This window comes from Adlercreutzia shanghongiae, from assembly GCF_035830635.1.
GTDB lineage: Bacteria > Actinomycetota > Coriobacteriia > Coriobacteriales > Eggerthellaceae > Adlercreutzia > Adlercreutzia shanghongiae.
Genome location: NZ_JAYMFI010000011.1, coordinates 191,911 through 212,893, shown reverse-complemented (window position 1 = coordinate 212,893; position 20,983 = coordinate 191,911). Strand labels below are relative to the sequence as shown.

Here is a 20,983-nt window from a genome sequence, read left to right as displayed (position 1 = left end):
TTCAGTCGTTCATGCTCAGCAGCCTGAGCACGATGAACACCACCGCCACCAGGGCCATGACGAGCCCGAGGCCCCCGAGCACCGCCGCCATGCCGACCGCCAGCAGCACCGCCACGGCCGCGGCGGCCATCCTGTCCGCCCGCTTGCCGTCCGACGGCCCGCCCGCGGCGGAGGGGGCCTTTTTGGCCTTTCGGCGATTTCTCGGGGCAGCCGGGGCGGGCACCGCCCTGCCGCAGCCCTCGCACGTCCTGACCAGCGCCGGCGCCTTCGTCGTCAGCGACGCGACGTACCACGCGAGAGCCGCTATCGCCACGGGCGCCAGCAGGGCGAGCAGGGGCTGCGCCGGCAGCGCCAGCGCCCACGACGCCTCGGCGGCCCAGAACGCGACGTGCCCCCACCACGGGAGGCCCCGCCGCACGCGCTCCTCGTGCCACGGGCCGAGGCGCCCTCCGCACCTGGGGCACATGCCCGGCGCCGCGCTAGGCATCTGAGGCCCCTCTCCTCGATTTACTCACGCCCAGCCAATCAAAGTACCTCATTCTCGCCACCTCTTTCTTCGACCCGGCCTCAAGCATCTGCTCTATATAGGGCCCTGGCTCGATGTCGTCGTACTCGTCCTTGTAGACGAAAACGAAGCCGTCAGAGAAATCAAACCAGTCCCTGTTCGCTGACATCATAGCCCGTCTGCTGAATTGCTGTGCGGCTGTCACAGACTTGAACTCAACAACGCTTCCGTTATCGCCTATCGCCACAAGGGGCCTCGTGTAGTCCCTATTGGCGTTGTTCTGCTCGTAGGAGGCCCATCTTAGGTTCTCCGGACGGTTGTCGTAGCGCCTCCTATTTATGTGGTCGACGATCGGCAGCTCTCCGCCTTCTCCCAGCCACGCCTCGGCCACCAGCCTGTGAGCGGGCCTTTGGACGATGGATCCGTCCTCCCTCACACTAACGCGAATGTAGCCACCTTGGTCCACACATGTCGGCAGTAGCACGCACCTCCACGGCACCCATCTCTCGCCATCCCACGACCTCTTGCCGTAGAACTCGCAGATGTCACCAGTGTCGAGTGCCAGGAACGTGCCGTCAAGACCGGGCACGATGCGGCTGTGCTCCGACAGCCTAGATAGCCTCTCGGCCCACGGAGAGCAGCTTGGACAGAACAGATCCGTCGTCCCATCGCTGCTGTCAACCACGAGCCACCCCATATCCGGGAGAATCTCCAGACAATCCTCGACCTGGCTCGGCTCGATGTCGAATCCCCTGCCGCACAGTGCGCAGCACAACCTGGCGCTGACGGATTTGCACTTGTCCAATGGGAGCGTCGGGCTCATTTCGCCGGCCTGTCCGAAACCTCGACGCTGCCGTCGGGCAGCTTCTTGCTCCTCGGAACCAGGGCTACCCTGTAATCGAGATAGCCGGCCAGCTCCTCCAGCAAGTTCACCGACATCGTTTTCTGCGAGTTGAACACCGAGTTGATGCTCTGGGGAGTGACCCCCTTCAGGCGGGCGAGCTCCGCCTTCGTTTTTCCCTGGTCGCTCATGATGGCGATCAGCGCTTCTTTCACGTTCATGGCTCCTCCTAACTTGCACCGATTGTTTCATAAGGTTATAGCCTTGTCAAGAGATAGCCTTATAGTTTTCGATTTTTATTTTTCGAGAATACGCGCGGTACTTACCACCCGCGCGTACTATATCCATATATACCCCCTGGAGGGGGCGCTGATCCGCTGCGATCCCCTGCGCATCATCAGGGCACACCCTGACGTAATACGCCATTGTATAAGGCAATCAACTTATGAAGAAACTGTGTACGCTATTGATTATAAGGCTCTAGCCTTATAGTATGCATGTCATAAGGCAATGGCCTTAATACCTCGGAAGGAGCCCCACCATGAAAACGCTGATTCTCACCATAGGCCACAACACGCCGACCGGCCGCACCTGGAGCGCCCAGGACGTGCGCGCCGCCTTCGAGGACGTGACCGGATGCGAGGCCTACACGGCTATCTCGTGCGCCGGCATGTGGCGCGGCGAGGCCGAGCCGAGCACCCGCCTGGAGGTGTGCGCCCTGGACGACGCCGAGGCCGCCCGCCTGCTGGATCTGGTGCCGGCGCTGGCCGGGGCCCTGGCCCAGCAGTGCATCATGGCCGAGCTTCGGGAATGCGCCGTCATGTTCGTCGAGCCGGCCGAGGCCGCCGCGCTCACCGCCTAGCGAGAAGGAGACAGACCATGAAACCGAGCATCACCATCACCGCCCCGTATTCGGCTACAACGACCACGCGGGGCAGTGGGCGCCCCTGGACACCATGCGCGTAACCGTCGACGGCGTGGAGCTGTCCCACCGCTATAACGCGCCGCTATTCGAGGCGCTCCGCGACCTGATCGAGCGGGGCGAGTGCGACCGGGAGCACGTGCACGCAGCATACGCGGCCTATATGGCCGGAAAAGCCGCCTAGGAAAGCAAAACGGCCCGCGCCGGCGGCATCCGGGCGGGCCTGATCTGAAAGCCGGGGCCGAGGCCCCGAAACCGAGAGGAGTATATACCATGATGGACTGGAACGACTACATGGGGGAAGTAAGGGCCGACGCCCTGGAGGCCGTAAAGGAGTACGGCGGCGACTTCGAGGAGTGGGAAAGCGTCTATGACGCGCTCTTCATCAACGACAGCGTTACCGGCAACGGCTCCGGCTCCTACACGTTCAGCCGAGCCGAGGCCGCCGAGAACGTGGCCGGCATCATCTGGGACGATGACTTCGCCGACCGCTGCCGCGAATACGGATGGGACGGCGTGCCGACCAAGGAGGGCCCCGAGGCCGTGGACGTCATAGCCCGGTGTATCGCCCTGGGCGAGCTGAGCGGCGAGCTGTGCGAGGCCTGGGAGGCCGCCGGAGCCGATAGCGAAGGAGGCGGCGAGTAATGGACTCCCTGCAGTGGGCCATATGCGCGGCGGTGGCGCGCCGCAACGGCGACGAGAAGGGCGCCAGGGCCGCCGAGGCGGCCAAAGAGCGGGGGCTGTCCCGCGAGGCGAGGGAGGCGCGCGACTGGCGCCGCAAGATCGAAGGGAGGTAGACCCGTGTTCGTGATTAACGCCCTGCTGCTGATCCTGATCGGCCCCGCCGTCATCCTGGGGAAGCTGCTCAAGATGCAATAGCCCCCAAGGCCCGCCGAGCGCGGGCCTTTTCCATGCCCCGACGCAAGAAGGCCCCCGGCTCCGATCCAGAGCGCGGGGGCCTTCTCCGTTCCGGGCGCACCGCCAGAGCGATTCTAAGCCGATTTAAGGCCGTACTTTTCTCAATACCTAGTACGGACACGTTCCAGACAGAAACGGCACCTATTTCGCCGCGAGAACGTGCTCATACGCGATATTTCCGTATCCCACGACACCCATATACCGCCGACAGGCCGCCGGGACGCCCCGCAGCGGGGCCCTCCTAGGCGGCGGACCGGCGGCCCGAGAACGCGAAAAAGCCCCCTGCAGCAGCCCGATAAGGGCCGCCCAGGGGGCTTTTCTCGTTTACGGCCTCCCTCCTCCGCGGGAGGGGCCGCGGGCCCGCGCGCCTCAAAGTCGCCGGGGCCCGAGGGGCCGCGCGCCCGTCCGTGCGCGGGAAAGTCGGGGAGTCGGGGAGTCGCTCACTCCCCCGAATCGGCGGGAGTCGGCAGGCTCTCGACGCTCACCGGCTCGATCTCGAGCGGCTCGGAGTCGGGGCGGCCCGCCATGGCGCGGTACTTCTCGGCCACCTCCTCGGGAGTCTGCAGGGCCTTGCGCTCGTCCACGTGGTGCACGACGCGCTCGGCCTGGTCCTTGTACCCGAAGTGGTTCTTGCCCATGAAGATGTACTTCACGGGGTTGCCGGAGTCCTCCATGAAGCGATCCTCCCAGTGGATCTCCAAAAACTCGTAGATTTTTTGAATGACGCGCACGGTCTCCGGGGTCACTCCCCGGTACTTGGCGAAGTGCGGGTCGCCCGTGGCGATGCCCCTGAGCGCCTGCTTGCTGCCGAGCCCGAGGGCCATGATGATGCCCGACACCAGCGGCCTCACGCCGTGCCGGTCGCACATGTCGAGGTACAGGAAGAACCTCTCCTCGACGGCCGGGGCGTCCGACAGGTCGACGTCGGGCAGGCCCATGAGCGCCCTCCCGAACGCGATGGCCCGCCGGTTCTGGTCGGGGTCGACGTTGAGCGGGTCGTTGCCCTGCACGATCGGGTTGCTCTCCCTAGGCAGGGCGTTGCGGCGGTAGCCGCCGCTTCCCTTTCCTCCCATAGGCAAGCTCCTTTCTAGGCACGGGGGCACTCGGGCACGCTTTTCGGCGGGTTTCTTTCCCTATATATACATATACCCTTATTCTCTTCATATACATATTATTATTATAAAAAGAGTGCTTAAGTATATATATAAGGAAAATAGCAGGTCAGGTAGCGTTTTTCGAAACGTGCCCGACGTGTGCCCGACGTGTGCCTCGAGTGCCCACGGTGTCAATGTTTTCCTTGGTGCCAACGTATTTTTGGCGGATCAGATGAGCGTGATGGTCGGATTGCCGCCCGAAGGCGTGCCCCCGGCACTCCTGAGCACGTTCTCGGCATCCCTCACGACGGCCTCGGCCTCGGTCTCGCACAGGCCCACTCCGTAGTACCAGCGCTTGCCGTGGACGGGCCTCGGCGCGATGGACAGCTGCCTCAGGTATCGGTTCATCTCGCGCATGGTCATCTTGTCCTCGCACAGGCCCTCGGCGTAGGCGAATGCCGCCTCCTTGAAGTCGGACACGAGGCACTTCTCGTCGGCGCCCAGCACGCAGCGGTCGCGGAGGAACGAGTCGAGCCAGGTGCCCGAGCTCTTCAGCCACTGCTCGGTGGCCTCGGTGACGCACGCCGGCGGGTTGAGCCCCTGCTCCCGGTAGTCGCGGTAGCCCTCGGCCAGCCACACCAGCACGGTGTGCATGCCGTCGGGGGTGGCGAACCGGTCGGCGAGGCCGGTGTCGCGCTCGGCCCCCTCGAAGCTGCGGGGGAACTCGACGACGAACATGTGGCGCGGGTCGACCGCCGTGGTGTCGCCCACGACCGGCAGCGCGTTGCAGTGCATCCAGATGGTGAACTGGGGCACGTAGCTGAACTCGTCGCGGTGCAGGTGCCGGGTGCTGATCTCGTCGGTGCCGCTGGCGAGCTTCTTGACCATGGCGCAGTCGAGCGCGGCGCCCAGGGGCGGCTCGGACACGTCGACCAGGCGCTTGCCGACGAGGGACGCCAGCACGGGGTTGGCCGCCGTGTAGCTCTCCCGCCCGCAGTCGAGCAGGAGCCCCGCCGGCGCGCTCGCGGCGTAGTCGCCCAGCGCCCGCTTCACGACGTTCATGAGGGTGGACTTGCCGTTGTCGCGCTTGGGGCCCCACAGCACGAAGGTGGCCTTCTCGGGGTTTCCTCCGTAGAGGCTGTAGCCCAGCGCCCGCTTGAGGAACGCCGCGCGCTCGGCGTCGCCGTCCATGACCTCCGCGACGAAGGAGTCCCACCTGGCGTCGTACCTGCGCTCCACGCGGCGCACGTCCGAGCCCATGTCGGCCTCGGTGCGCCGGGTGATGCGGAACATGCGGGCGGCGTAGTCCGGCTCGATGTCGCACCAGACGGCCTCCTCCTCGGCCTCCTCGCCGGGCATGAGGCCCGTGTCCAGGTCGAGGACGCCCAGCGGCGTGCCCAGCAGGCTCGGCTCGCGGTCGAGCTCGGACACGTCTATGCGGCGGTGGGCCTTGAACGAGGCCTTCATGTCGCGGGCCTTGGCGGCGGTGTCCTGGCGCTGGCAGAACTTGACGTAGGGGTCTATCTCCTTCTCGTGGCCGGGGTGGCGCGCCCTCTGGTCGAGGGCCCAGGCCAGCCTCGCCGAGAGGAACTCCTCGATCCTGCGCTGGAGCCACTCGTCGCCCTCCAGCGAGAACATGTCGCGGCAGTCGGGCACGACCGCGGCGCCGATGCTGTCGCACCAGCGGGCCTCGCCCATGCACCTGAGCATCTCGGCGCGGGTGGTGCCGTCGGCGTAGACGCGCGGCCTCGAGGGGTCGAGGGGGTCCATGGCGTCCAGCGCCCTCATGACGCTGGCGCGGAAGCCGGAGACCTCGGTGCCGTCGGCCATCTCGTAGGGCCTCACTCGATCACCTTCTCGTCGTTCACGAGCACGATGCGGGACCCGCCCGCGCCGTCCGACACGGCGTAGCTGCCGCAGATGGGCCATCCGTCGTTGAAGCCGTCGCCGTGCACGCAGAACACCACCTCGGCCTTGGGGTCGATCTCCGCCGCGGCCTCGAGGCGCTTGATGAGCTCCTTCGCGTTCATCGCCCCACCGCCTGTATCAGCTCGTTGAGCATCCTCGCCTCGGGCCATCCGGCCCACGCGGCGATCTTCGGCAGCTCGACGTACAGCGCGAGGGTCAGCGCGACCGCCAGGGCGACCGCCGCCACGGCGCACGCCACGAGCGGCCTGGACCAGGCGTTGAGGTGCTTGAGCCTCGCAATGCTCTCGTCGATCCCCTTCCACTCCTCGTACTTCCGGGCCGTCGCGGCCGCGGCTATCGCGGCGGCTGCGAGCGCCAGGGCTATCGCAGCGATGCGGATCGCCGAGGTGGCGATGCACGCCTCGGCGTACTGCCCCGACAGCGGCTCGGCTATCTGCCACACCGACGCCAGTGTATCTTCCGGACTCATAGTCCTCCTTTCCTGCGGGAGGGCGGCTCCGCGGCCGCCGCTCCCCTGTGTTCGGTTGCATCGGACAGCATCGAGGCGAGCGTGGCGCCCCTCTCGAACGACGCGGCCGCCGCGGAGAACGATGCGACGGCGCGCGAGGCCAGCGCCGCCGCCCCCGCTGCCGGCTCGACGGCCCTGGCGTGCCCGCCGCGCCCCTTGGAGACCAGCTCCCTCACCTCGGCGAAGCTCACTTCGCCGGGGTCCCTGGCGAGGCGGTAGCCGCCGTTCCTGCCGGCGACCGACTCGACGACGCCCGCTGCCCTGAGCGGCTGGGCGATGACGATGAGGAAGTCGCGGGGTATGCCCATCTCCCTCGATATGTCGTACGACTTGGCGGTACCGCCGCTCGCGGCCAGGTAGAGCAGGAACCGCAGGGCGTACTCGGTCGTGGCGCTCATCTTCTCGTACTCCTCTCGAACGCTCCGCTGTTCCACGCCTCTCTGGCGATGCTGGGACAATGCCACAGCCTGGTCCTGGCACCGCACTCCGTGCACACGACTCGGAAAATCCCACCCATTTCGGGCAACTTACAGACCTCCTTGCCGCTACCTCCGCATCGCGGGCAAGGCCTCAGCTCATCGCTCATCGGGCATCTCCTATCGTTGCCCGGAATTCCGCTTTAGGCTCGTACGCGCCGCAGCGGGTGACGACAACCGCCACGGGCTTCCTGGTAATGCCGCACGAGTACATGATTCCGCTGTCGTTAAACGATGCCGGGAACCCGTAGACGCAAGTCCGACATACCGGTTTCAGCTCGTCGCTCATCTCTCTCCTCTCTCTCCCATGTGGCAGTACCCGTCGCGCGGGACGCGCCTGTGTAGCTTCCCGCACTTCGGCATACCGCCCTCGGGCGTCTCGTCGGCCCAGTTGCAGTCCCCGCAGCGCACGAGCGGATCGGGGAACTGCGTCAGGTAGGTTCCGTCCTCTTCGGGGCCGGCCTTGACGATGTACTCTCTCATCGCGCCTCCTCAAGCCACTCGTCCACGGTCTTGCACGGTATGCCGCACGCCTCGGCCACCTGCTTCTCGAGCAGAGCGCCATTGGAGTTCTCCCATCCGGCCAGGAGGGCGACGCCGTAGTACACCCCGCTGGTCACCCTCGACAGCGATATGCGCATCGCTTTCGGGTACGGCGTCCCGCTCGCGATGAAGTGGTGAGGGATGTTGACCTCGGGGTGCTTGGCGCTAAGCCTGCGCTTGGCCTCCTCGAACGCCGCGCGGTTGTCGTTCTCGATGCCCGTCACGGGGCCGCTGATGTAGAGCCTAGCCATGGTCGGCCTCCCTCAGGTCGCGCCCGCACATGGGGCAGTACCTCATCCTGATGTATATCGGAGCACCGTCAGCGAACACCGTGATTACTGGGTCGCCCAAGTCAGCGCCCTCGATGAGCGCGCTAACATCGAACAGCTCATCCGACGTTGCGAATCGGTCTATTTCGAGCTGCTTCCCGTTTTCGCAGTACTCGCACATGGCTACTCGCCTCCCTTGCGGGCAATCAGGGCGTCGATGCGGTCGATGTACTTTCCGAGCGCGATGTTCCCGCTGTTCTCCCATGAGCGTTGCATGTCGTCGCGAAGCTGCTCGAGGCTGTCGGGCTTCTCGTGGGTCAGCAGGTACGGCGATGTCCATTTGCCGTCGGCGCTCCAGACGACGAGTTCGTCCTGCTCGGGGCTGGGCGCGATACGGTCAATCGTGATAGGCCCTCCGCCGTAGATGCCCCACACCGTCTCGCCCGCCTTCAGCGGCTTTCCGTCCGCTCCCAGCACCTCGGGGGCGGGGCGCTTCACGCGGCCATCCCCGACCATCGCGGCGCGGGCAATTATGGCTTCGTGGCCGATTGCGAGCGGCGCACCGCCCTTATCGATTGCGTTGAAGTACCATGCATCCCCGTGGTCCCATTCGATGTCGCTTCCGTCGCTCCACTGCACTGGCTCGCCGTCCTCGAAGCGGGGGCGCTGGATGAACCAGCGGTCTAGCCACTCGGTGATGGACTCGCGCTCTTTGAGCGGCATCCCGCGCTTCTCCGCCCATATCCTCATGATGTGGTGGGCGCTCTTGCGCCGAGCCTCGATGATGGCGCTCTGCTCGGCGTCCACCTTGTCGGCAACGGCCTCTAGGGAGCGGGCCATGTCGTCCACGTAGCAGTAGTCGCTCATCTCAACGCCGAACGTCCTGCGCAGGCAGTCGACGCAGTCGGCCGAGTCTTCGGCTTCTACGCGCATTTCGCGAGATGCCTTGCGCAGCATCTCCGAAGCGCTCATTTGACTACTCATTCCGGCCCTCCCCGTCCTCGGGGGACTTCCCGCCGCGCTCGTCGATGCCGCAGACGAGCTCGCGCAGGGTCATCGGGCGGTGGATCTTGGCGTACTGCTCGGCCACCCCGAGCACGGCGGCGGCCGCCACGATCGCCACGATGACGACCGTTATGCACACGACGAGGGTGTTGAGGTCCATCACAGCACCTCCTCTTCCGCCTTGCGCACCTCGCCCTGCCAGCCGGGGGCTAGGCGCTTGAGCATGGCGGCCATGACGGCCTTCTCCGGGTCATAGGGCGACACGAAGCCGCACCTGCCCTCCTTGCGCGAGCACGCGGCGCACTCGCGGCACTTGACCACGGTTTTCTCTCCGTCGCTCCAGAACAGGATCGTGGCGGGGCCGTGGTGCAGAATGCGCTCCACGCGCGCGCGGCGGCCGGCGTTGAGCAGCTTGTGGATTTCCACGCAGATGTCGTCGAGGCTCTTGAACGAGTTCGTGCGGCCCGTCGCCTCGACCTTGAAGAGCCGGTCTGCTCCCCGGCTCGACAGCGTGCACTGCTCCGAGCTAGCGCTGACATTACCGAAAACTATCATTTTCCTGTTTCCTCTCCGCAGCCTTCGGCTGCTTCCTCACGAGGACGATCTGCCCCCGCGTCTTGTGAACCTCGACGAGTCTCGAGAACGCGGCCTTGCGGCACACGTTGCGCAGGCCCCTGCACAGCTCGTCGATCGAATAGGGCGTCCGCTCCCAGCGCACTGTCGCCGATGCGGCCCTGTATCGGACGAACGTCGCGACTATCCCCTCGGCGCACAGGCTCAGCTCGGTCGCGTTCCTGCTGAGCGCCACATGGCCGTCGAAGGGCTCGATGAGGGACTCGGGGTCCAAGGGCATCACCTCCGATACCTCGTCACTGACTTGCATATCTGGAGCACCTCCTCGTCGGGAAGGGGCGGCTCCATCCAGGCGGCATTGGCCTCGCGCGCCCCGGCCAGCACCGCCGGCCGAGACGCCCCGGCGCTGTGCATCTGCCCGCACAGGCTCACGAGGGACAGGTGGCGGCTGCCCGGCGCGACGGGCGGCATCTCCATGGAGAAGCGGCCCGTGGCCGGGTCCACCGACCACGCCGGCTCCCATATCCTCTGGCCGCAGGCCCCGCCAGCGGACGGCTCGGCGGGCTCTTCGGAGAAGTGGGCCGCGACCACGGCGTCGATGCCGCCCTGGGCGTCGGCTATCTCCCCGAAGGCGAACGCGCGGCCGGTGATGAGGAAGTAGCGCCCCTCGGCGTAGGCCTCCCAGCCCCGCCGGTTGTTGCGCCCCTTGAAGGGCAGCTCCCCCCTGCACACGATGTGCAGCCCCCGGCCGCTGCGGCTCACCTCGGTGTAGGACCGGCAGGCGAGGACGGCCTCCATGGCCTCATCGGTGGGCATGCCGTCGTCCCCGAAGGCTCCGTCGATGTCGATGCCCACCAGCCCGTCGCCGGCGAACACGAAGCCGGCCCACTCGCGCCGGCCGCTGCGCACGGCGGTGAGGGCGTCGTCCCAGTCGCACCAGCTGGCCGGGTCGCTCACCGAGGCGGCGCGGGGCCCGTCGCAGCGCATCGGCCGCTTGGACCCCGCATCGGCCGCCACCCAACGCCTCAGGGCGCGCATCTCGGGGGGCACCGCCCCCATCAGCGTCGGCACGGCCCTACTCCGAGGCCCTGGCGCGGCCCTTGGGAGCGGCCGCCCTCGCCCGCGCGGGGGCCTCCCCGCCGCCGATGCCGAACTTACCCAGGGGGAAGTGCATGCGGTCGCACACCAGCTCGTCCCCGTCGACCCTCGCGCCCTCGCAGCGCTTGGCGATCTCCAGCGCGCAGCTGGCCGGCATCTGGGAGCGGACGAAGTGCCCCGCGCCCACGTGCTTCCTGTACACGATCTTCTCGTCAGGGCTCACGTTCTTGGCAAGCTCCATCTCCGAACTCCTTTCTCACTTGGGCCTCGAACTCCTCGAGGCTCCTCGGCACGTAGTGGGGCGTCCCCGACCGCTCGAACCGGCGCTGCCAGACCTTCTGGTCCTCCTGCAGCCTGTAGCCGGTGTCGGCGCTCTTCAGCTCGAAGGCGGCGACGCGGCCGCCCATCATGAGCAGGGTGTCGGGGAAGCCCTTGTTGCAATAGCCCCCGCCGTGGACGTTCACGACGAGCATGGAGCGCCCGAACCGGGCCTTGGCCCAGTCCAGGCACTTCCGCTGCAGCTCGCTCTCGCGCATCAGGCGAGGATGTCGTCGAGGTCGAAGTCGTCATCGTCCTCGTCGCCGGCATCGTCGGCGGCGGTCTCCTCGGCGTCGTCCCCGGAATCGGAGAACTCCTCCTCGGCCTCGTCGATGTTGCGCAGGTGGAGGAACGAGCGGCCCGTCAGCTCGCCGTCCTCGTTGCGCTCGTCCTGCTGCACCACGTCGGCCACGACGTAGAGCCCCTTGAGGCTCAGCGGGTCGATCTCGCGGTTCTTGTGGTTCTTGGTGGCGCACTTCGCCACGGTGCTGAGCGCCCCGAGGGCGCCCTGGTTCATCTCGCCCTTCTTGGTGCCCATGAGGCGGTACTGCTCCGTCTGGGTGCGGCCCTCGGCGTCCTCGAACGTCAGCTTGGCGACCATGAACTTCTCGTCGTAGCTGGCCTTCTTGATGCGCAGCAGCTGGGCGTGGCCCACCCTCAGGTTGCGGTAGCCCTCCCCGAGCATGATCTTCGGCATGTCTAGTCCTCCTTGTCCACTGTCACGGTGAAGCGCGTGCTCTCGGCGTCCACCAGGTACTTCTCGTAGACCCCGTCGACCTTCATGGCCGACTCGTCCACCTTCTTCTTCGATGTGCGGGAGAGCTTGCACTTGACGCGCCCTCCCCCGAACGTGCAGGTGTCCCCCTCGCCGATGTTCTCCTCGGCGTAGGCCTTGAGCTGCTTCTTCACGGCGTCGAGGCGCTTCTGCTTGTCGGCCACCGTGCTCTCGACGGCGGCGATGTCGTCCCAGAGGGACTGGTACTCGGCTACGAGGGCGTCGATGTCGCTCTCGGGGTTCAGGCTCGTGTTGCGCATCTCCTTGAGGTAGTCGGCGTCGGCGCGCTCGTCGTAGGCCGGCGAGTCGCCAGTCTCGACGTGGTCGCGCCACCATGCCAGAGCCGGCTCGATGTGGCTCTCGCCGAAGTCCGGGTAGCGCTCGCTGACCTTGAAGGTGTAGGGCGTGGTGTTCGCTGCGCTCACCTCGAAGTCCTCGGGTCGGTCGTAGTCGCCCTCGCCCAGGATCGTGACGACCATGATCACCTCGTCGCAGCCGAGCAGCCACGCGTAGAGGGACGCCTGCAGCGCGTAGTACTCCGGCGGGCCGTCGACCCAGTCCTCGGCGCGCTTGGTCGTCTTGAACTCGAGGACGGCCTCCGTGGCCCCCTCGAGGCCCTCGGGACTGCGATCCCATCCGTCCGACACCAGCAGCGCGTCCCACATGCCGCCGAGCACGGGGTGGCGGAAGAAGTTGCCCCATGTCTTCTTGAAGTAGCCCTCGCCCCACACGTCGGTCGGGTCGATGAGGTCGCCCATGCAGTAGGCCTCGCGCATGTAGGCGATCTGCTTGGGCTCGATGGCCTTGCCGGCGAGGGTGTACTTGGTGTCCTCGAAGGGCATGCGGCACGCGCCGGTGATCTCGCACCACATCTGGAACGGGGTGTTCCAGCGGTTGAGCCCGAGCACCGAGGCGAACCGTGTTCCAGTCATTTTCTTCGGGCGCTTGGGAGGGGCGACGGACACGGTGCCGTCGGTGTTCCACTGGATGTCCAACCTAGGCCTCCTTCTCGTACTCGGCAGCGAAGTCGCCGAGGGCCTTGATGGCCTCCTCGCAGCGCGACTTGCTGATGTTGGCGAGCTTGTCGGTCTCCACCGACAGCTGGGAGATGTACTGGGCGACCTCGGGGTGGTTCTTTCCGTAGGAGACCATCACGCTCTTGATCGACCCCTTCAGGGCGCGCAGCTGCAGCGCGTTGGCGGGGCCGTCGGGGTCCGACACGCTCTCTGCCGCCGCGCCGCGCTCGGAGGCGCTGACGGGCTTGAAGGCCTTCTTGGCGGCCTTGGGCTTGGACGCGCTCGGCGCCTTCGTCTTGGCGCTCTTGGCCGGGGCCGGGGCCTCGACCTCGTCGCGGTCCACCGAGTTGACCTTGTCGGCCTCCACGATGTCCAGCACGAGCATCTTCAGGTAGCGGCGCATGTAGGTCTCCTCCGAGCCGTTGCGCTGGATGGGCATGTTCACGGCCTTGCCGCTGCTCTTCGAGATGATGGCCTCGACTTCGCCCCACTTCATGCGGAACTCGATGGCCTCCGTCGGGTTGTCGGTGTTGACGACCGTGGCGACGCCCTCGGGCTCGCTCATCACCGGCACGGCCTCGCCGTCGCTGCCGGGCACGTAGCCGACCACGGCGGGCTTGCAGTAGGTGTCCAGCTCGATCAGGCCCAGCTCCTCGAAGATGGCCGTCTGGCGCGGCACGATGTCGGCCAGCTCGAAGTAGTCGTAGGACTGGCTCGGGTTGACGCCGCTCTTCTCGATGCCGCCCTCGATGAACCGGCGGCGCGCCGTCGCGAGCTTCTGCCACACGTTCGCGGACTTCCAGTCCGTCTCCGGCGGCTGGGCCGCCTTCTTGCGGGAGGCCGGCTTCTTCGCCGCCACCTCCTCCTTGACTTCGTTCTCTTCCAACTTTTCCTCCTTTTCGAAGTCGAGCGCCCGCCTCTCGGCGAGCGCGATGTACCAGCTCTTGTCGATGTTCAGGATCGAGGGCGGCAGGTCGTTGCACACCAGGCAGTGCTCCGGGAGCGACTCGATGCGCGCGACCGACCCGTCGGCCCTCTTGACCTTGTAGAGCCGCCCGAGGGTGGGGTCCCTCGTGGCGAACACGCGGTTGCACCGCTGCATGGGCACCTTGCGCCGCAGCTCGTAGGCCCTCGAGCGCCCCCGGCCGCCGAGCTCCCAGATGTAGCCGTCTCCCCTGCCGACGCCCACCAGGCGCGGCGGGGACCCGCCCTTGGCGACGCCCAGCTCGCCGAGCGCGCGCGGGCCCTCCCCCTCGCGGGGGTCGCCGTGCGGCAGCTCGCGCACCTGGAACACCTCCGAGTACTTGCCCGAGGCCTTCGCCACGAGCTGGAAGGCCATGGGGTCGTCGCAGGCCGTGATGGTCTCGGCCACGGGCACCCCGTCGAGCAGCCAGCGCTTGAGCGCCTCGGCCACGACGACGGCGTTGTTGTTGATGCTCCACGCGCCGATGGGGCTGATGCCGCGCACCAGGTACGAGCCCTTCACCTTCTCGGAGCCGTCGGTCTTGCGCATGGCGTAGTTGTTGACGTCCTTCTGCCAGAGCAGGTCGATCCTGTCCTCCTCGAGAAGGAAGCCCGTGCGCTCGGACCACTCGTCGTTGACGGCCAGCACCTCGCCGTAGGCGCCCTCGGGCACGTCGATGGCGACGCCGTCGGTGTTGGCCTGGATGATGCGCAGCCCCTCCACCTTCTCGTAGCGGGCCATCAGCTCGGCGACGGCCAGCTGGCCGCTCACGCACACCGAGAGCTTGTTCTTCGGGTCGTACATCGGGTTGTACCGGTTGCCCATGGCGCCGTAGGCCTTGTTCAGCGGGCTCTTGAGCGAGTTGGCCGTGCGCTTGTCGCCGGCGGCCTTCGCCTCGAAGCGCTCGTCCCTGATGCCGCGGAACACGTCCGGGGACGGCACCGCCCGCGAGACGTAGCCGAAGTTGATCATGAGCGAGGGGTACAGGCTGCCGGCGTCGTAGTTGAGCAGCAGCCTGCCCGGGCGCGCCTCGGCCCTGAGCTTCGGCACGGCCCCGTGGAGGCCGCCGAAGGCGAATGTGACGTCGCAGCCGGCGAAGCGGTGCACGTGCTGCGACTTGAACAGCTCCTCGTCGCCCACCGACGGGTCGCGGATGCGCTCGAAGAACTCGACGACGTCGGCCGGCACGACCCCGTAGTCGAGGCTCTCGGGGAACTCGTAGTCCCGCTCGTCCTCGGCTATGTCGGCTATGGCCTCGGCCTTGAAGATCGCGGCCGCCAGCTTCGGGTCGGTCATGCCGAGCGCGCGCACCGGGTCGATGTCGGCGTAGGACGCCAGGTGCAGCTTGGTGGCGAGGTAGTCCCCTCGCAGCTCCAGCAGCGCCTCGGTGGCGTCCACGTCCTCCCAGCAGTACCGCTCCACCTCCTCGCGCTCGGCGGGGGTGAGCGGACGGTCGATGTCGAAGGGCACCGACGTCTCCACGATGCCGCGGCCGAGGTGGGCCTCGATGGACTTCAGCGACGTGCCCACCTGCATGTCGTCCATGAGGTCGGTCTGGGGCAGGGCCGTGAAGAGGCCCCTGAGGTAGGGGTGCTCCCAGGGCGTGTTGCCCGCGATGATCCAGTCGTTGACGTCCTTGACCTCCTCCGGCTCGCAGCCGGCCAGCACCGCCTTGAGGATGTACTGGTCGTAGTGCTTTGAGTTGAAGCCGCACAGCACCGCGCCGTCGGCCCCGTCGAGGAAGTCCCTCACGGCCCCGGCGTCGTTCCATACCGAGAACCGCTCATCCGCGCCGCGCCGCTTGAAGCAGAACAGCCAGTCGTGGGCGTAGACCTCGCAGTCGAACACCCTTATGTCTAGGTCAGCAAGCTCCACAGCTCCACCTCCTCGATGCGCTCCCCTATCCAGCGCATGACCGGCACGGCCATGGAGTTGCCGAGCGCCTTGTAGCGGGCTGCGTCGCTGGCGGGCTTGCCCTTGTGCTCGACATCGGTCCACCCGTCCGGGAAGCCCTGAAGCCGCTCGCACTCGGTGGGGGTCAGCCGCCGCACGATGTACTCGGGCGGCTCGATGCGCTCACAGGCCATCGCTATCACCTTCCCCTCTCCGACGCACTGGCTGCCGACTCCCTTGCTGTCCCGTGCGCAGAGGGCACCGACGATGTCCTCCCCGTTGCTCGGTACGCAACGAACGGCCGACCCCCCCCCCACCTTCAGGGAGCCGCACATGTCCTCGTCCACGGCGGCCTTGGCGTTGCCGTCGGCCATGCAGACGACCGCGTGGGCCTTTCCGTCCGACTTCATGGTGGGGCACAGCTCCTCCACGGCCATGGAGCTGTTGGTGCCGCTGTTGGGCGCGCCTATGGCGTTAGAGGGGATGGCGTAGGCCACGAACTGGAGCTGCTTTCCCGACGGGTTGGCGGGCAGCGCCCCGCAGATGGCTCCGTCGCCGTTCTCGGCGCGGACCTCGTACCGCTGGTTCTGCGCGTAGCAGACCGCGTGGGGGTCGATGGTGTCGAGCGTGTAGCACGAGCCGTCCACGCACACGCCCGAGCCGTTCTGGCCCATGCGCTTGCCGTTGGCGACGGTGCCCTGGATGCACAGCACGGCATTCTCGCCGGATCTAGCCGCGCGAATAGTAGGTGCGACGTTCTCGCCCATCCCGTAGCCAGCGGCATTGCCGGCTGCGTTATAGGGGAACCCGATCGGCTGGAACAGCGTCTGCACGTTGGAGGTCGAGAGCGTGGCGCTCACCTCCTCCTGTATCAGGGCTCCCTTGCCCCCCCCGGCGCACCCGCAGCGAACCTGGAGGGTGCAGGCAGGGACAGCCTCTTGCCCTTGTCCTCGAACTCGTCGAGGTCGGCATCGGTCAGCTCCGTCATCGCCTTGCCCAGGTGCTCCAGGATGACGCTCCACAGCGCCCTGTAGAGCAGCGGCGGCAAGGGCTTTCCTCTTGTCTCGGCTCGACGGAGTATCCCAGCGCAGGCCCTCGGGCTCAAACAGTACCTCCGCAGGTGCTCCCCCGTCTCCAAGACATCCGACAAGAAACACACGCTCGCGCCGCTGGGCCACGCCGAAGAACTGCGCGTCGAGAACTCGCCACGCCAGACCGTACCCGAGCGCATCCATTTCCCGGAGCAGCTGTCCGAAAGCAGCCCCGCCCTCGCTCGAGAGCGCTCCCGGGACGTTCTCCCAGACAAAGTATCTCGGACGGACCTCGCGAACAGCTCGTATGTACTCGAACATGAGGCCGGACTCTCCCGCGAGGCCGGCCCTGTTCCCTGCGACAGAGAAGCTCTGGCAAGGGCTTCCGCCGACGATGAGGTCGACTTCTCCGAGCTCATCGAGCACCTCCTTCCAATCGATTTCGGTTATGTCGCCCAGGTTGGGCACTTCCGGGAACCGCTCCGCTAATACGGCGCACGGGAACGGTTCTATCTCGCTGAACGCCACGGGCTCCCATCCCAGGGGCTCCCAGGCGACCGACGCGGCCTCTATGCCGCTGAAAAGGCTTATGTATCTGAGCATTCGGCCTCGATCCTCTCTCTCGCCACTTCGTAGTAGCCCTCGTCGACCTCGATGCCCACGAATCCGCGGCCCGTCCTCGCGCAGGCGACGCCCGTCGAGCCGGATCCCATGAAGCAATCCAGCACGGTCGCCTCCTCGTCCGAGTACATGCGCACCAGCATCTCCAGGAGCGCCACGGGCTTCTGCGTCGGGTGCAGGGGGCTTCTCTGCGTGTCCCTGGGGAAGGTGAGGACGCTCGTCGGGTATCGCTCGTCGGAGTCGTACCCGCTGGGCTCGTAGGCGCCGTAGTTGTCCGACAGCCTCGAGTTGCGGCGGTGCTCGGCCGAGGAAACCTTCCTGGGGCCTTTTGTCATTACGGGGTTGTAGGCGGTCTGGCGGTCGCAGAAGACAACGATGTCCTCGTGGGCGCGCAGCGGCTGGCGCCTCGCGTTCAAGAAGCCCGTCGGGTTCGTCTTGCGCCACACGAGGTTGTATCTCCACATCTTCCGATTGGATTGCATGAGGTCGCTCGTGAACATGCCGCTGCCGAACATGACCACAGCCGCCCCGGGCCGGGTAACGCGCAGCAGCCCGTCCCACAGCGCGCCGAGGTCCACGGCGCAGTCCCACTTGTTCCTCGTACAGCCGTAAGGAGGGTCGCAGAGCACCATGTCCACGCTGTGGCCGGGCAGATCGGCTATGATATCCAGACAGTCGCCCATGAAAAGCCGTGGTCTCATAGCCTCTCCCCCTTCGTGTACTCGGAGAGGTACTCCGTGAGCAGGGCCTCGGAGAAGTCCTCGTAGTTGCGCAGCGCGCGGTAGATGGCCGTCTCGACGGTGCCCTCGGTGAGCATGTAGTAGTAGGAGCACGCGCGGGTCTGCCCCACGCGGTGGATGCGGTCGCGCGCCTGCTCGTTGAGGTCGCTCCTGAGCGTCGGCTCGTAGAAGATGCACGTGTCGGCGGCGTAGAGGTCGATGCCGGCGGATCCGGTCTGGTACTGACAGATAATCGCCCTCACCGTCGGGTCCGCCTGGAACTCCCTCCACACCCCCTTGTCGGGGCTGCGGCCGTCCAGCACGACGTGGCCGACGCCCTCGGCGGCGAGCACGGAGGACACCTCGTCGATGGAGCGGCGGAACTCGCAGAACACCACGAACTTGCCCTCGAAGCCGCCTATGAACTCCCTGAGCGCGGCGGGCTTGCGGCAGGCCAGCTCCACGCGGCCGTCGTCGGTGTCGATGAAGCCCGAGGCGATCTGGCGAAGCCTCAGCGAGCGCGCCAGCGGGTTGCCCGCCAGGGCGTCCAGCTCGAGGATCGCCGAGCTCTTCGCCATGGAGCGATACTTGGGCTTGACCGTCTGGTCGAGCGACACGCGCAGGACCTCGTCGGGCAGCTTCTCGGGCAAATCGAGGCACTCGGCCTTGGTGATGCGGTAGGACAGCGCGCCCACGGCCTCCTGGACGCCCTGCACGTCGATGTACTTGCGCGGCTTGCGCCACTTGTCCAGCAGCGCCACGCGCTCGATCCACTTGTAGTAGGAGTCCCCTCCCAGGCACCCCGGGTATATGTACTCCCGGCCGCGCGAGACTACCGCGACGGGGTCGACGACGGCCATCTGCGACCACAGGTTGCACAGCTGCCCGTTGGACGTCGGCGTGCCGGTGAGGATCCACCGGTAGCGCGCCCGCGAGGCTATCCTGATGCACGCCTTGGTGCGGTTGGCCGAGGGCGACTTCACGTAGTGGGACTCGTCGAGCACCACGGCGTCGAAGGTCCCGTCCGCTATGTCGCCGCGCCGCCACGCTATGTCGTAGGAGGCGATGCGCAGCTCGATGGAGCCGAGCTGGCGGCGCTGCTCCCCCGACAGCTGCCCTATCTTCTCGCGCCAGCCGTCGCAGACGGCCTTGGGGGCCACCACGAGCGCGCTCCTGACCTTGCCCTGCCCCGCCAGCTCGGCGAGCCGGAAGAGCACGGGGAAAGTCTTGCCGGTGCCCTGCTCCATGAACAGGGCGAAGCCGTCGTTGGCGCGCAGCAGCGCGAGCGCGGTCTCCTGGTGGGAGTACAGCTCGATGCCGCTCATCGCCGCACCTTCGGCGCCACGAGGGCGAGGGCGCACAGCCCCTCCTTGCCCGGGGCAAGATCGAAGAGCAGGGGCGCCTCGCCCTTGTCGCGGGGCAGGAAGCCCACCTCCACGCCCGCCGACTTGAGCGCCTCGGCGGCGCGGCACGCGCGCAGCACGTGCTTCGGGTCGGCCAGGGCGAGGCCCACGGCCGGGGCGGCGTCGGGCGGCACCAGGTCGCGGGCGTTGGGGAACTTGGCGTCGGTGGACTTGAGCATCTCGCCCACCAGGCGCATGAAGCGGCGCCTACCGTCGACGACGTCGGCGCGGACGTAGCCGCCGCCCACGTCGGACAGCTCGACCGTCCCGTCGCCCGCGCGCAGCTTCTTGGCGAGGTCGGACACGTCGACGGTCATCTCCTCGCCGCCCTTGGACAGCCCGGCGTTGAACGCGCGGAACACGCAGAAGCGGTCGGTGGCGCACACGTCGAAGAACGACTCGCCCCCTCGGACGCTCACGCGGGCCATGGGCCCCGAGGCGGCGGTGAACAGCTGGGCCGCCTTGAGCACGGATGCCGGCACCTTAATCACGGTCGAGCACCCCCTCGTCCCAGTTGCCCTTGCCGAGGTAGCGGTTCAGGAAGAACACCTGGCCCTTGCCGGTCACCTTGGTTGTCTTGATCACGCGCACCGACCCGTCGGGGTTCTGGAACGTGGACTCCTTGACCTCGAACAGCCCCGCCTCGGCGGCGCGCTGGGTCGGCATGTTGCGCGAGGCGCCCTGCTTCATGAGGAAGCCCTCGCCGCGCAGCTGCTCGAACAGGCGCACCTGGCCAGTGTCGTAGCCGTTCTGCTTGAGGATCTTGGCGAGGTCTCCGATGAGGATGCTCGTGCTCGACGCGGACACCGCGTCGGCGAACAGCGCCTTGGGGCGCATCTCGTCTATCTGGGCGCTCTTGCGGGCCAGCGCCTCCTGGGCCGCCGCCAGCGCCCGTGCGATGAGTTGCTCGGGCGTCTCGTCGGGCATCGAGGCCACGTAGGCCCCGCCGCGGCGGATTGCCGGCAGTACCTCCTCGTAGAGCCACGCCTCGAAGCGCTGGGCGCTCGGCAGCTTGCTCGACACGATGAGTCGGAACACGTCCGGCTCGCCGATGAAGCGCACCTCCTGGGTTCCCCCTGGCGTCTGAAGGGGGTGGCGTTTTACCACCCCCTTGCAATGCAGCTTGATTGCGTTGGTCGGGTCCTTGTAGCCGAGCGCCACGGCCACGTCCTTGGCGCAGAACAGGATCTCCCCGTCCTGCTCGGATGTCCGGACCGCTCCGAACTCCGGGTTGTCGAAAATCTTGATTCCGCTCATCTCGCGGCTCCTCTCGGTATGCTCACGTCTCCCCTCGGCGCGCGCCTGCGGTGCACCCTGCGGCGCGGCGCCGCCTCGCTCCTGCCGACCGCGTAGCCGGCCACGATTCCGCCGTAGGCCGCCACGCAGACGACGAGGGCGTCTGCGCCCCCTGCCGACGAGGCGGCGATGAGCGCCGCTGCCGACGCGCACAGAAGCGCGATCTTTGATACAATCTGGTCAGCGGTCACGTTCCCGCTGCTGCGCCGTTTTCCTTGGTCGGGGCGGCGCTTTTTTGTGCCCTGCATCTCTTCTCCTCTCTGATT

General features: G+C 67.0%; 31 protein-coding genes and 1 pseudogene. 3 read left to right on the top strand and 29 right to left on the bottom strand.

The window, feature by feature from the left end:
- Position 1 precedes the first annotated feature (1 nt).
- The 3 genes from VJ923_RS07250 to VJ923_RS07240 all read right to left on the bottom strand — a co-directional run bounded on the left by VJ923_RS07250 (position 2) and on the right by VJ923_RS07240 (position 1,567).
- Positions 2-418, bottom strand: coding sequence for a hypothetical protein (locus VJ923_RS07250; RefSeq protein ID WP_326440040.1), 417 nt, complete (start codon positions 416-418; stop codon positions 2-4).
- A 61-nt stretch (positions 419-479) separates the two neighbouring features.
- Positions 480-1,310: an HNH endonuclease signature motif containing protein gene (locus VJ923_RS07245; RefSeq protein WP_326440039.1), complete on the bottom strand. Its 831-nt coding sequence runs from the start codon at positions 1,308-1,310 to the stop codon at positions 480-482.
- Positions 1,311-1,324: 14 nt separating this feature from the next.
- Positions 1,325-1,567 carry a helix-turn-helix domain-containing protein gene (locus VJ923_RS07240; protein WP_326440037.1) on the bottom strand — a complete coding sequence of 81 codons (243 nt, stop codon included), beginning with the start codon at positions 1,565-1,567 and terminating at the stop codon, positions 1,325-1,327.
- Positions 1,568-1,887: 320 nt separating this feature from the next.
- Here VJ923_RS07240 and VJ923_RS07235 point away from each other — a divergent pair, with 320 nt between their 5' ends.
- From VJ923_RS07235 to VJ923_RS07225, 3 genes are all read left to right on the top strand, one after another.
- On the top strand, positions 1,888-2,208 hold the full coding sequence (locus VJ923_RS07235) for a hypothetical protein (RefSeq protein ID WP_326440035.1): 321 nt from the start codon (positions 1,888-1,890) through the stop codon (positions 2,206-2,208).
- A gap of 333 nt (positions 2,209-2,541) precedes the next feature.
- Entirely contained in the window at positions 2,542-2,913 is a 372-nt protein-coding gene (locus tag VJ923_RS07230; protein WP_326440033.1) for a hypothetical protein, read from the top strand.
- Positions 2,913-3,065, top strand: coding sequence for a hypothetical protein (locus tag VJ923_RS07225; RefSeq protein ID WP_326440031.1), 153 nt, complete (start codon positions 2,913-2,915; stop codon positions 3,063-3,065). The genes VJ923_RS07230 and VJ923_RS07225 overlap by 1 nt, the downstream gene beginning before the upstream one ends.
- Positions 3,066-3,626: 561 nt before the next feature.
- Here the strand turns inward: VJ923_RS07225 and VJ923_RS07220 are convergent.
- The 26 genes and pseudogenes from VJ923_RS07220 to VJ923_RS07095 all read right to left on the bottom strand — a co-directional run bounded on the left by VJ923_RS07220 (position 3,627) and on the right by VJ923_RS07095 (position 20,965).
- A complete protein-coding gene (locus tag VJ923_RS07220; protein ID WP_326440029.1) occupies positions 3,627-4,259 on the bottom strand; it encodes a hypothetical protein in 633 nt (210 codons plus the stop codon).
- 249 nt (positions 4,260-4,508) lie between these two features.
- The gene (locus tag VJ923_RS07215) at positions 4,509-6,125 is read right to left on the bottom strand and encodes a DNA primase family protein (protein ID WP_326440027.1); all 1,617 of its coding nucleotides are present in this window, start codon (positions 6,123-6,125) and stop codon (positions 4,509-4,511) included.
- Positions 6,122-6,310, bottom strand: a complete 189-nt coding sequence (locus VJ923_RS07210; protein ID WP_326440025.1) for a hypothetical protein — start codon at positions 6,308-6,310, stop codon at positions 6,122-6,124. The genes VJ923_RS07215 and VJ923_RS07210 overlap by 4 nt, the downstream gene beginning before the upstream one ends.
- On the bottom strand, positions 6,307-6,678 hold the full coding sequence (locus VJ923_RS07205) for a hypothetical protein (RefSeq protein WP_326440023.1): 372 nt from the start codon (positions 6,676-6,678) through the stop codon (positions 6,307-6,309). Before VJ923_RS07205 ends, VJ923_RS07210 begins: the two co-directional genes overlap by 4 nt.
- Positions 6,675-7,115: an Rrf2 family transcriptional regulator gene (locus VJ923_RS07200; protein ID WP_326440021.1), complete on the bottom strand. Its 441-nt coding sequence runs from the start codon at positions 7,113-7,115 to the stop codon at positions 6,675-6,677. Before VJ923_RS07200 ends, VJ923_RS07205 begins: the two co-directional genes overlap by 4 nt.
- Positions 7,116-7,478: 363 nt before the next feature.
- A complete protein-coding gene (locus tag VJ923_RS07195; RefSeq protein ID WP_326440019.1) occupies positions 7,479-7,676 on the bottom strand; it encodes a hypothetical protein in 198 nt (65 codons plus the stop codon).
- A complete protein-coding gene (locus VJ923_RS07190; protein ID WP_326440017.1) occupies positions 7,673-7,987 on the bottom strand; it encodes a DUF4406 domain-containing protein in 315 nt (104 codons plus the stop codon). The genes VJ923_RS07195 and VJ923_RS07190 overlap by 4 nt, the downstream gene beginning before the upstream one ends.
- Entirely contained in the window at positions 7,980-8,186 is a 207-nt protein-coding gene (locus VJ923_RS07185) for a hypothetical protein (RefSeq protein ID WP_326440015.1), read from the bottom strand. The genes VJ923_RS07190 and VJ923_RS07185 overlap by 8 nt, the downstream gene beginning before the upstream one ends.
- Positions 8,187-8,188: 2 nt before the next feature.
- Positions 8,189-8,977: a hypothetical protein gene (locus VJ923_RS07180; RefSeq protein ID WP_326440013.1), complete on the bottom strand. Its 789-nt coding sequence runs from the start codon at positions 8,975-8,977 to the stop codon at positions 8,189-8,191.
- A gap of 4 nt (positions 8,978-8,981) precedes the next feature.
- On the bottom strand, positions 8,982-9,173 hold the full coding sequence (locus VJ923_RS07175) for a hypothetical protein (protein ID WP_326440011.1): 192 nt from the start codon (positions 9,171-9,173) through the stop codon (positions 8,982-8,984).
- A complete protein-coding gene (locus VJ923_RS07170; RefSeq protein WP_326440009.1) occupies positions 9,170-9,565 on the bottom strand; it encodes a hypothetical protein in 396 nt (131 codons plus the stop codon). Before VJ923_RS07170 ends, VJ923_RS07175 begins: the two co-directional genes overlap by 4 nt.
- Positions 9,549-9,893: a hypothetical protein gene (locus tag VJ923_RS07165; RefSeq protein ID WP_326440007.1), complete on the bottom strand. Its 345-nt coding sequence runs from the start codon at positions 9,891-9,893 to the stop codon at positions 9,549-9,551. Before VJ923_RS07165 ends, VJ923_RS07170 begins: the two co-directional genes overlap by 17 nt.
- Positions 9,863-10,654 carry a primase C-terminal domain-containing protein gene (locus tag VJ923_RS07160; protein WP_326440005.1) on the bottom strand — a complete coding sequence of 264 codons (792 nt, stop codon included), beginning with the start codon at positions 10,652-10,654 and terminating at the stop codon, positions 9,863-9,865. The genes VJ923_RS07165 and VJ923_RS07160 overlap by 31 nt, the downstream gene beginning before the upstream one ends.
- A gap of 4 nt (positions 10,655-10,658) precedes the next feature.
- The gene (locus VJ923_RS07155; RefSeq protein WP_326440003.1) at positions 10,659-10,922 is read right to left on the bottom strand and encodes a hypothetical protein; all 264 of its coding nucleotides are present in this window, start codon (positions 10,920-10,922) and stop codon (positions 10,659-10,661) included.
- The gene (locus VJ923_RS07150; protein ID WP_326440001.1) at positions 10,894-11,217 is read right to left on the bottom strand and encodes a hypothetical protein; all 324 of its coding nucleotides are present in this window, start codon (positions 11,215-11,217) and stop codon (positions 10,894-10,896) included. Before VJ923_RS07150 ends, VJ923_RS07155 begins: the two co-directional genes overlap by 29 nt.
- The gene (locus tag VJ923_RS07145; RefSeq protein WP_326439999.1) at positions 11,217-11,696 is read right to left on the bottom strand and encodes a hypothetical protein; all 480 of its coding nucleotides are present in this window, start codon (positions 11,694-11,696) and stop codon (positions 11,217-11,219) included. Before VJ923_RS07145 ends, VJ923_RS07150 begins: the two co-directional genes overlap by 1 nt.
- Before the next feature lie 2 nt (positions 11,697-11,698).
- Positions 11,699-12,769: a YqaJ viral recombinase family protein gene (locus VJ923_RS07140; protein ID WP_326439997.1), complete on the bottom strand. Its 1,071-nt coding sequence runs from the start codon at positions 12,767-12,769 to the stop codon at positions 11,699-11,701.
- Position 12,770: 1 nt separating this feature from the next.
- On the bottom strand, positions 12,771-15,629 hold the full coding sequence (locus tag VJ923_RS07135) for an ERF family protein (protein ID WP_326439995.1): 2,859 nt from the start codon (positions 15,627-15,629) through the stop codon (positions 12,771-12,773).
- A complete protein-coding gene (locus VJ923_RS12310) occupies positions 15,611-16,507 on the bottom strand; it encodes a DNA cytosine methyltransferase (protein ID WP_326440061.1) in 897 nt (298 codons plus the stop codon). Before VJ923_RS12310 ends, VJ923_RS07135 begins: the two co-directional genes overlap by 19 nt.
- 11 nt (positions 16,508-16,518) lie before the next feature.
- The gene (locus VJ923_RS07125) at positions 16,519-16,695 is read right to left on the bottom strand and encodes a hypothetical protein (protein ID WP_326440063.1); all 177 of its coding nucleotides are present in this window, start codon (positions 16,693-16,695) and stop codon (positions 16,519-16,521) included.
- Positions 16,696-16,837: 142 nt separating this feature from the next.
- Positions 16,838-17,281, bottom strand: a pseudogene (locus VJ923_RS07120) (DNA cytosine methyltransferase); the annotation flags it as partial.
- Complete coding sequence (locus VJ923_RS07115) at positions 17,266-18,000, bottom strand: DNA-methyltransferase (protein ID WP_326439993.1); 735 nt, start codon at positions 17,998-18,000, stop codon at positions 17,266-17,268. The gene VJ923_RS07115 and the pseudogene VJ923_RS07120, both read right to left, overlap by 16 nt.
- Positions 17,997-19,343, bottom strand: a complete 1,347-nt coding sequence (locus VJ923_RS07110; RefSeq protein WP_326439991.1) for a DEAD/DEAH box helicase — start codon at positions 19,341-19,343, stop codon at positions 17,997-17,999. The genes VJ923_RS07115 and VJ923_RS07110 overlap by 4 nt, the downstream gene beginning before the upstream one ends.
- Positions 19,340-19,912: an arginine repressor gene (locus tag VJ923_RS07105; protein WP_326439989.1), complete on the bottom strand. Its 573-nt coding sequence runs from the start codon at positions 19,910-19,912 to the stop codon at positions 19,340-19,342. The genes VJ923_RS07110 and VJ923_RS07105 overlap by 4 nt, the downstream gene beginning before the upstream one ends.
- Positions 19,905-20,678, bottom strand: coding sequence for a phage antirepressor (locus VJ923_RS07100; protein ID WP_326439987.1), 774 nt, complete (start codon positions 20,676-20,678; stop codon positions 19,905-19,907). Before VJ923_RS07100 ends, VJ923_RS07105 begins: the two co-directional genes overlap by 8 nt.
- Positions 20,675-20,965: a hypothetical protein gene (locus tag VJ923_RS07095; RefSeq protein WP_326439985.1), complete on the bottom strand. Its 291-nt coding sequence runs from the start codon at positions 20,963-20,965 to the stop codon at positions 20,675-20,677. The genes VJ923_RS07100 and VJ923_RS07095 overlap by 4 nt, the downstream gene beginning before the upstream one ends.
- Positions 20,966-20,983: the final 18 nt, after the last annotated feature.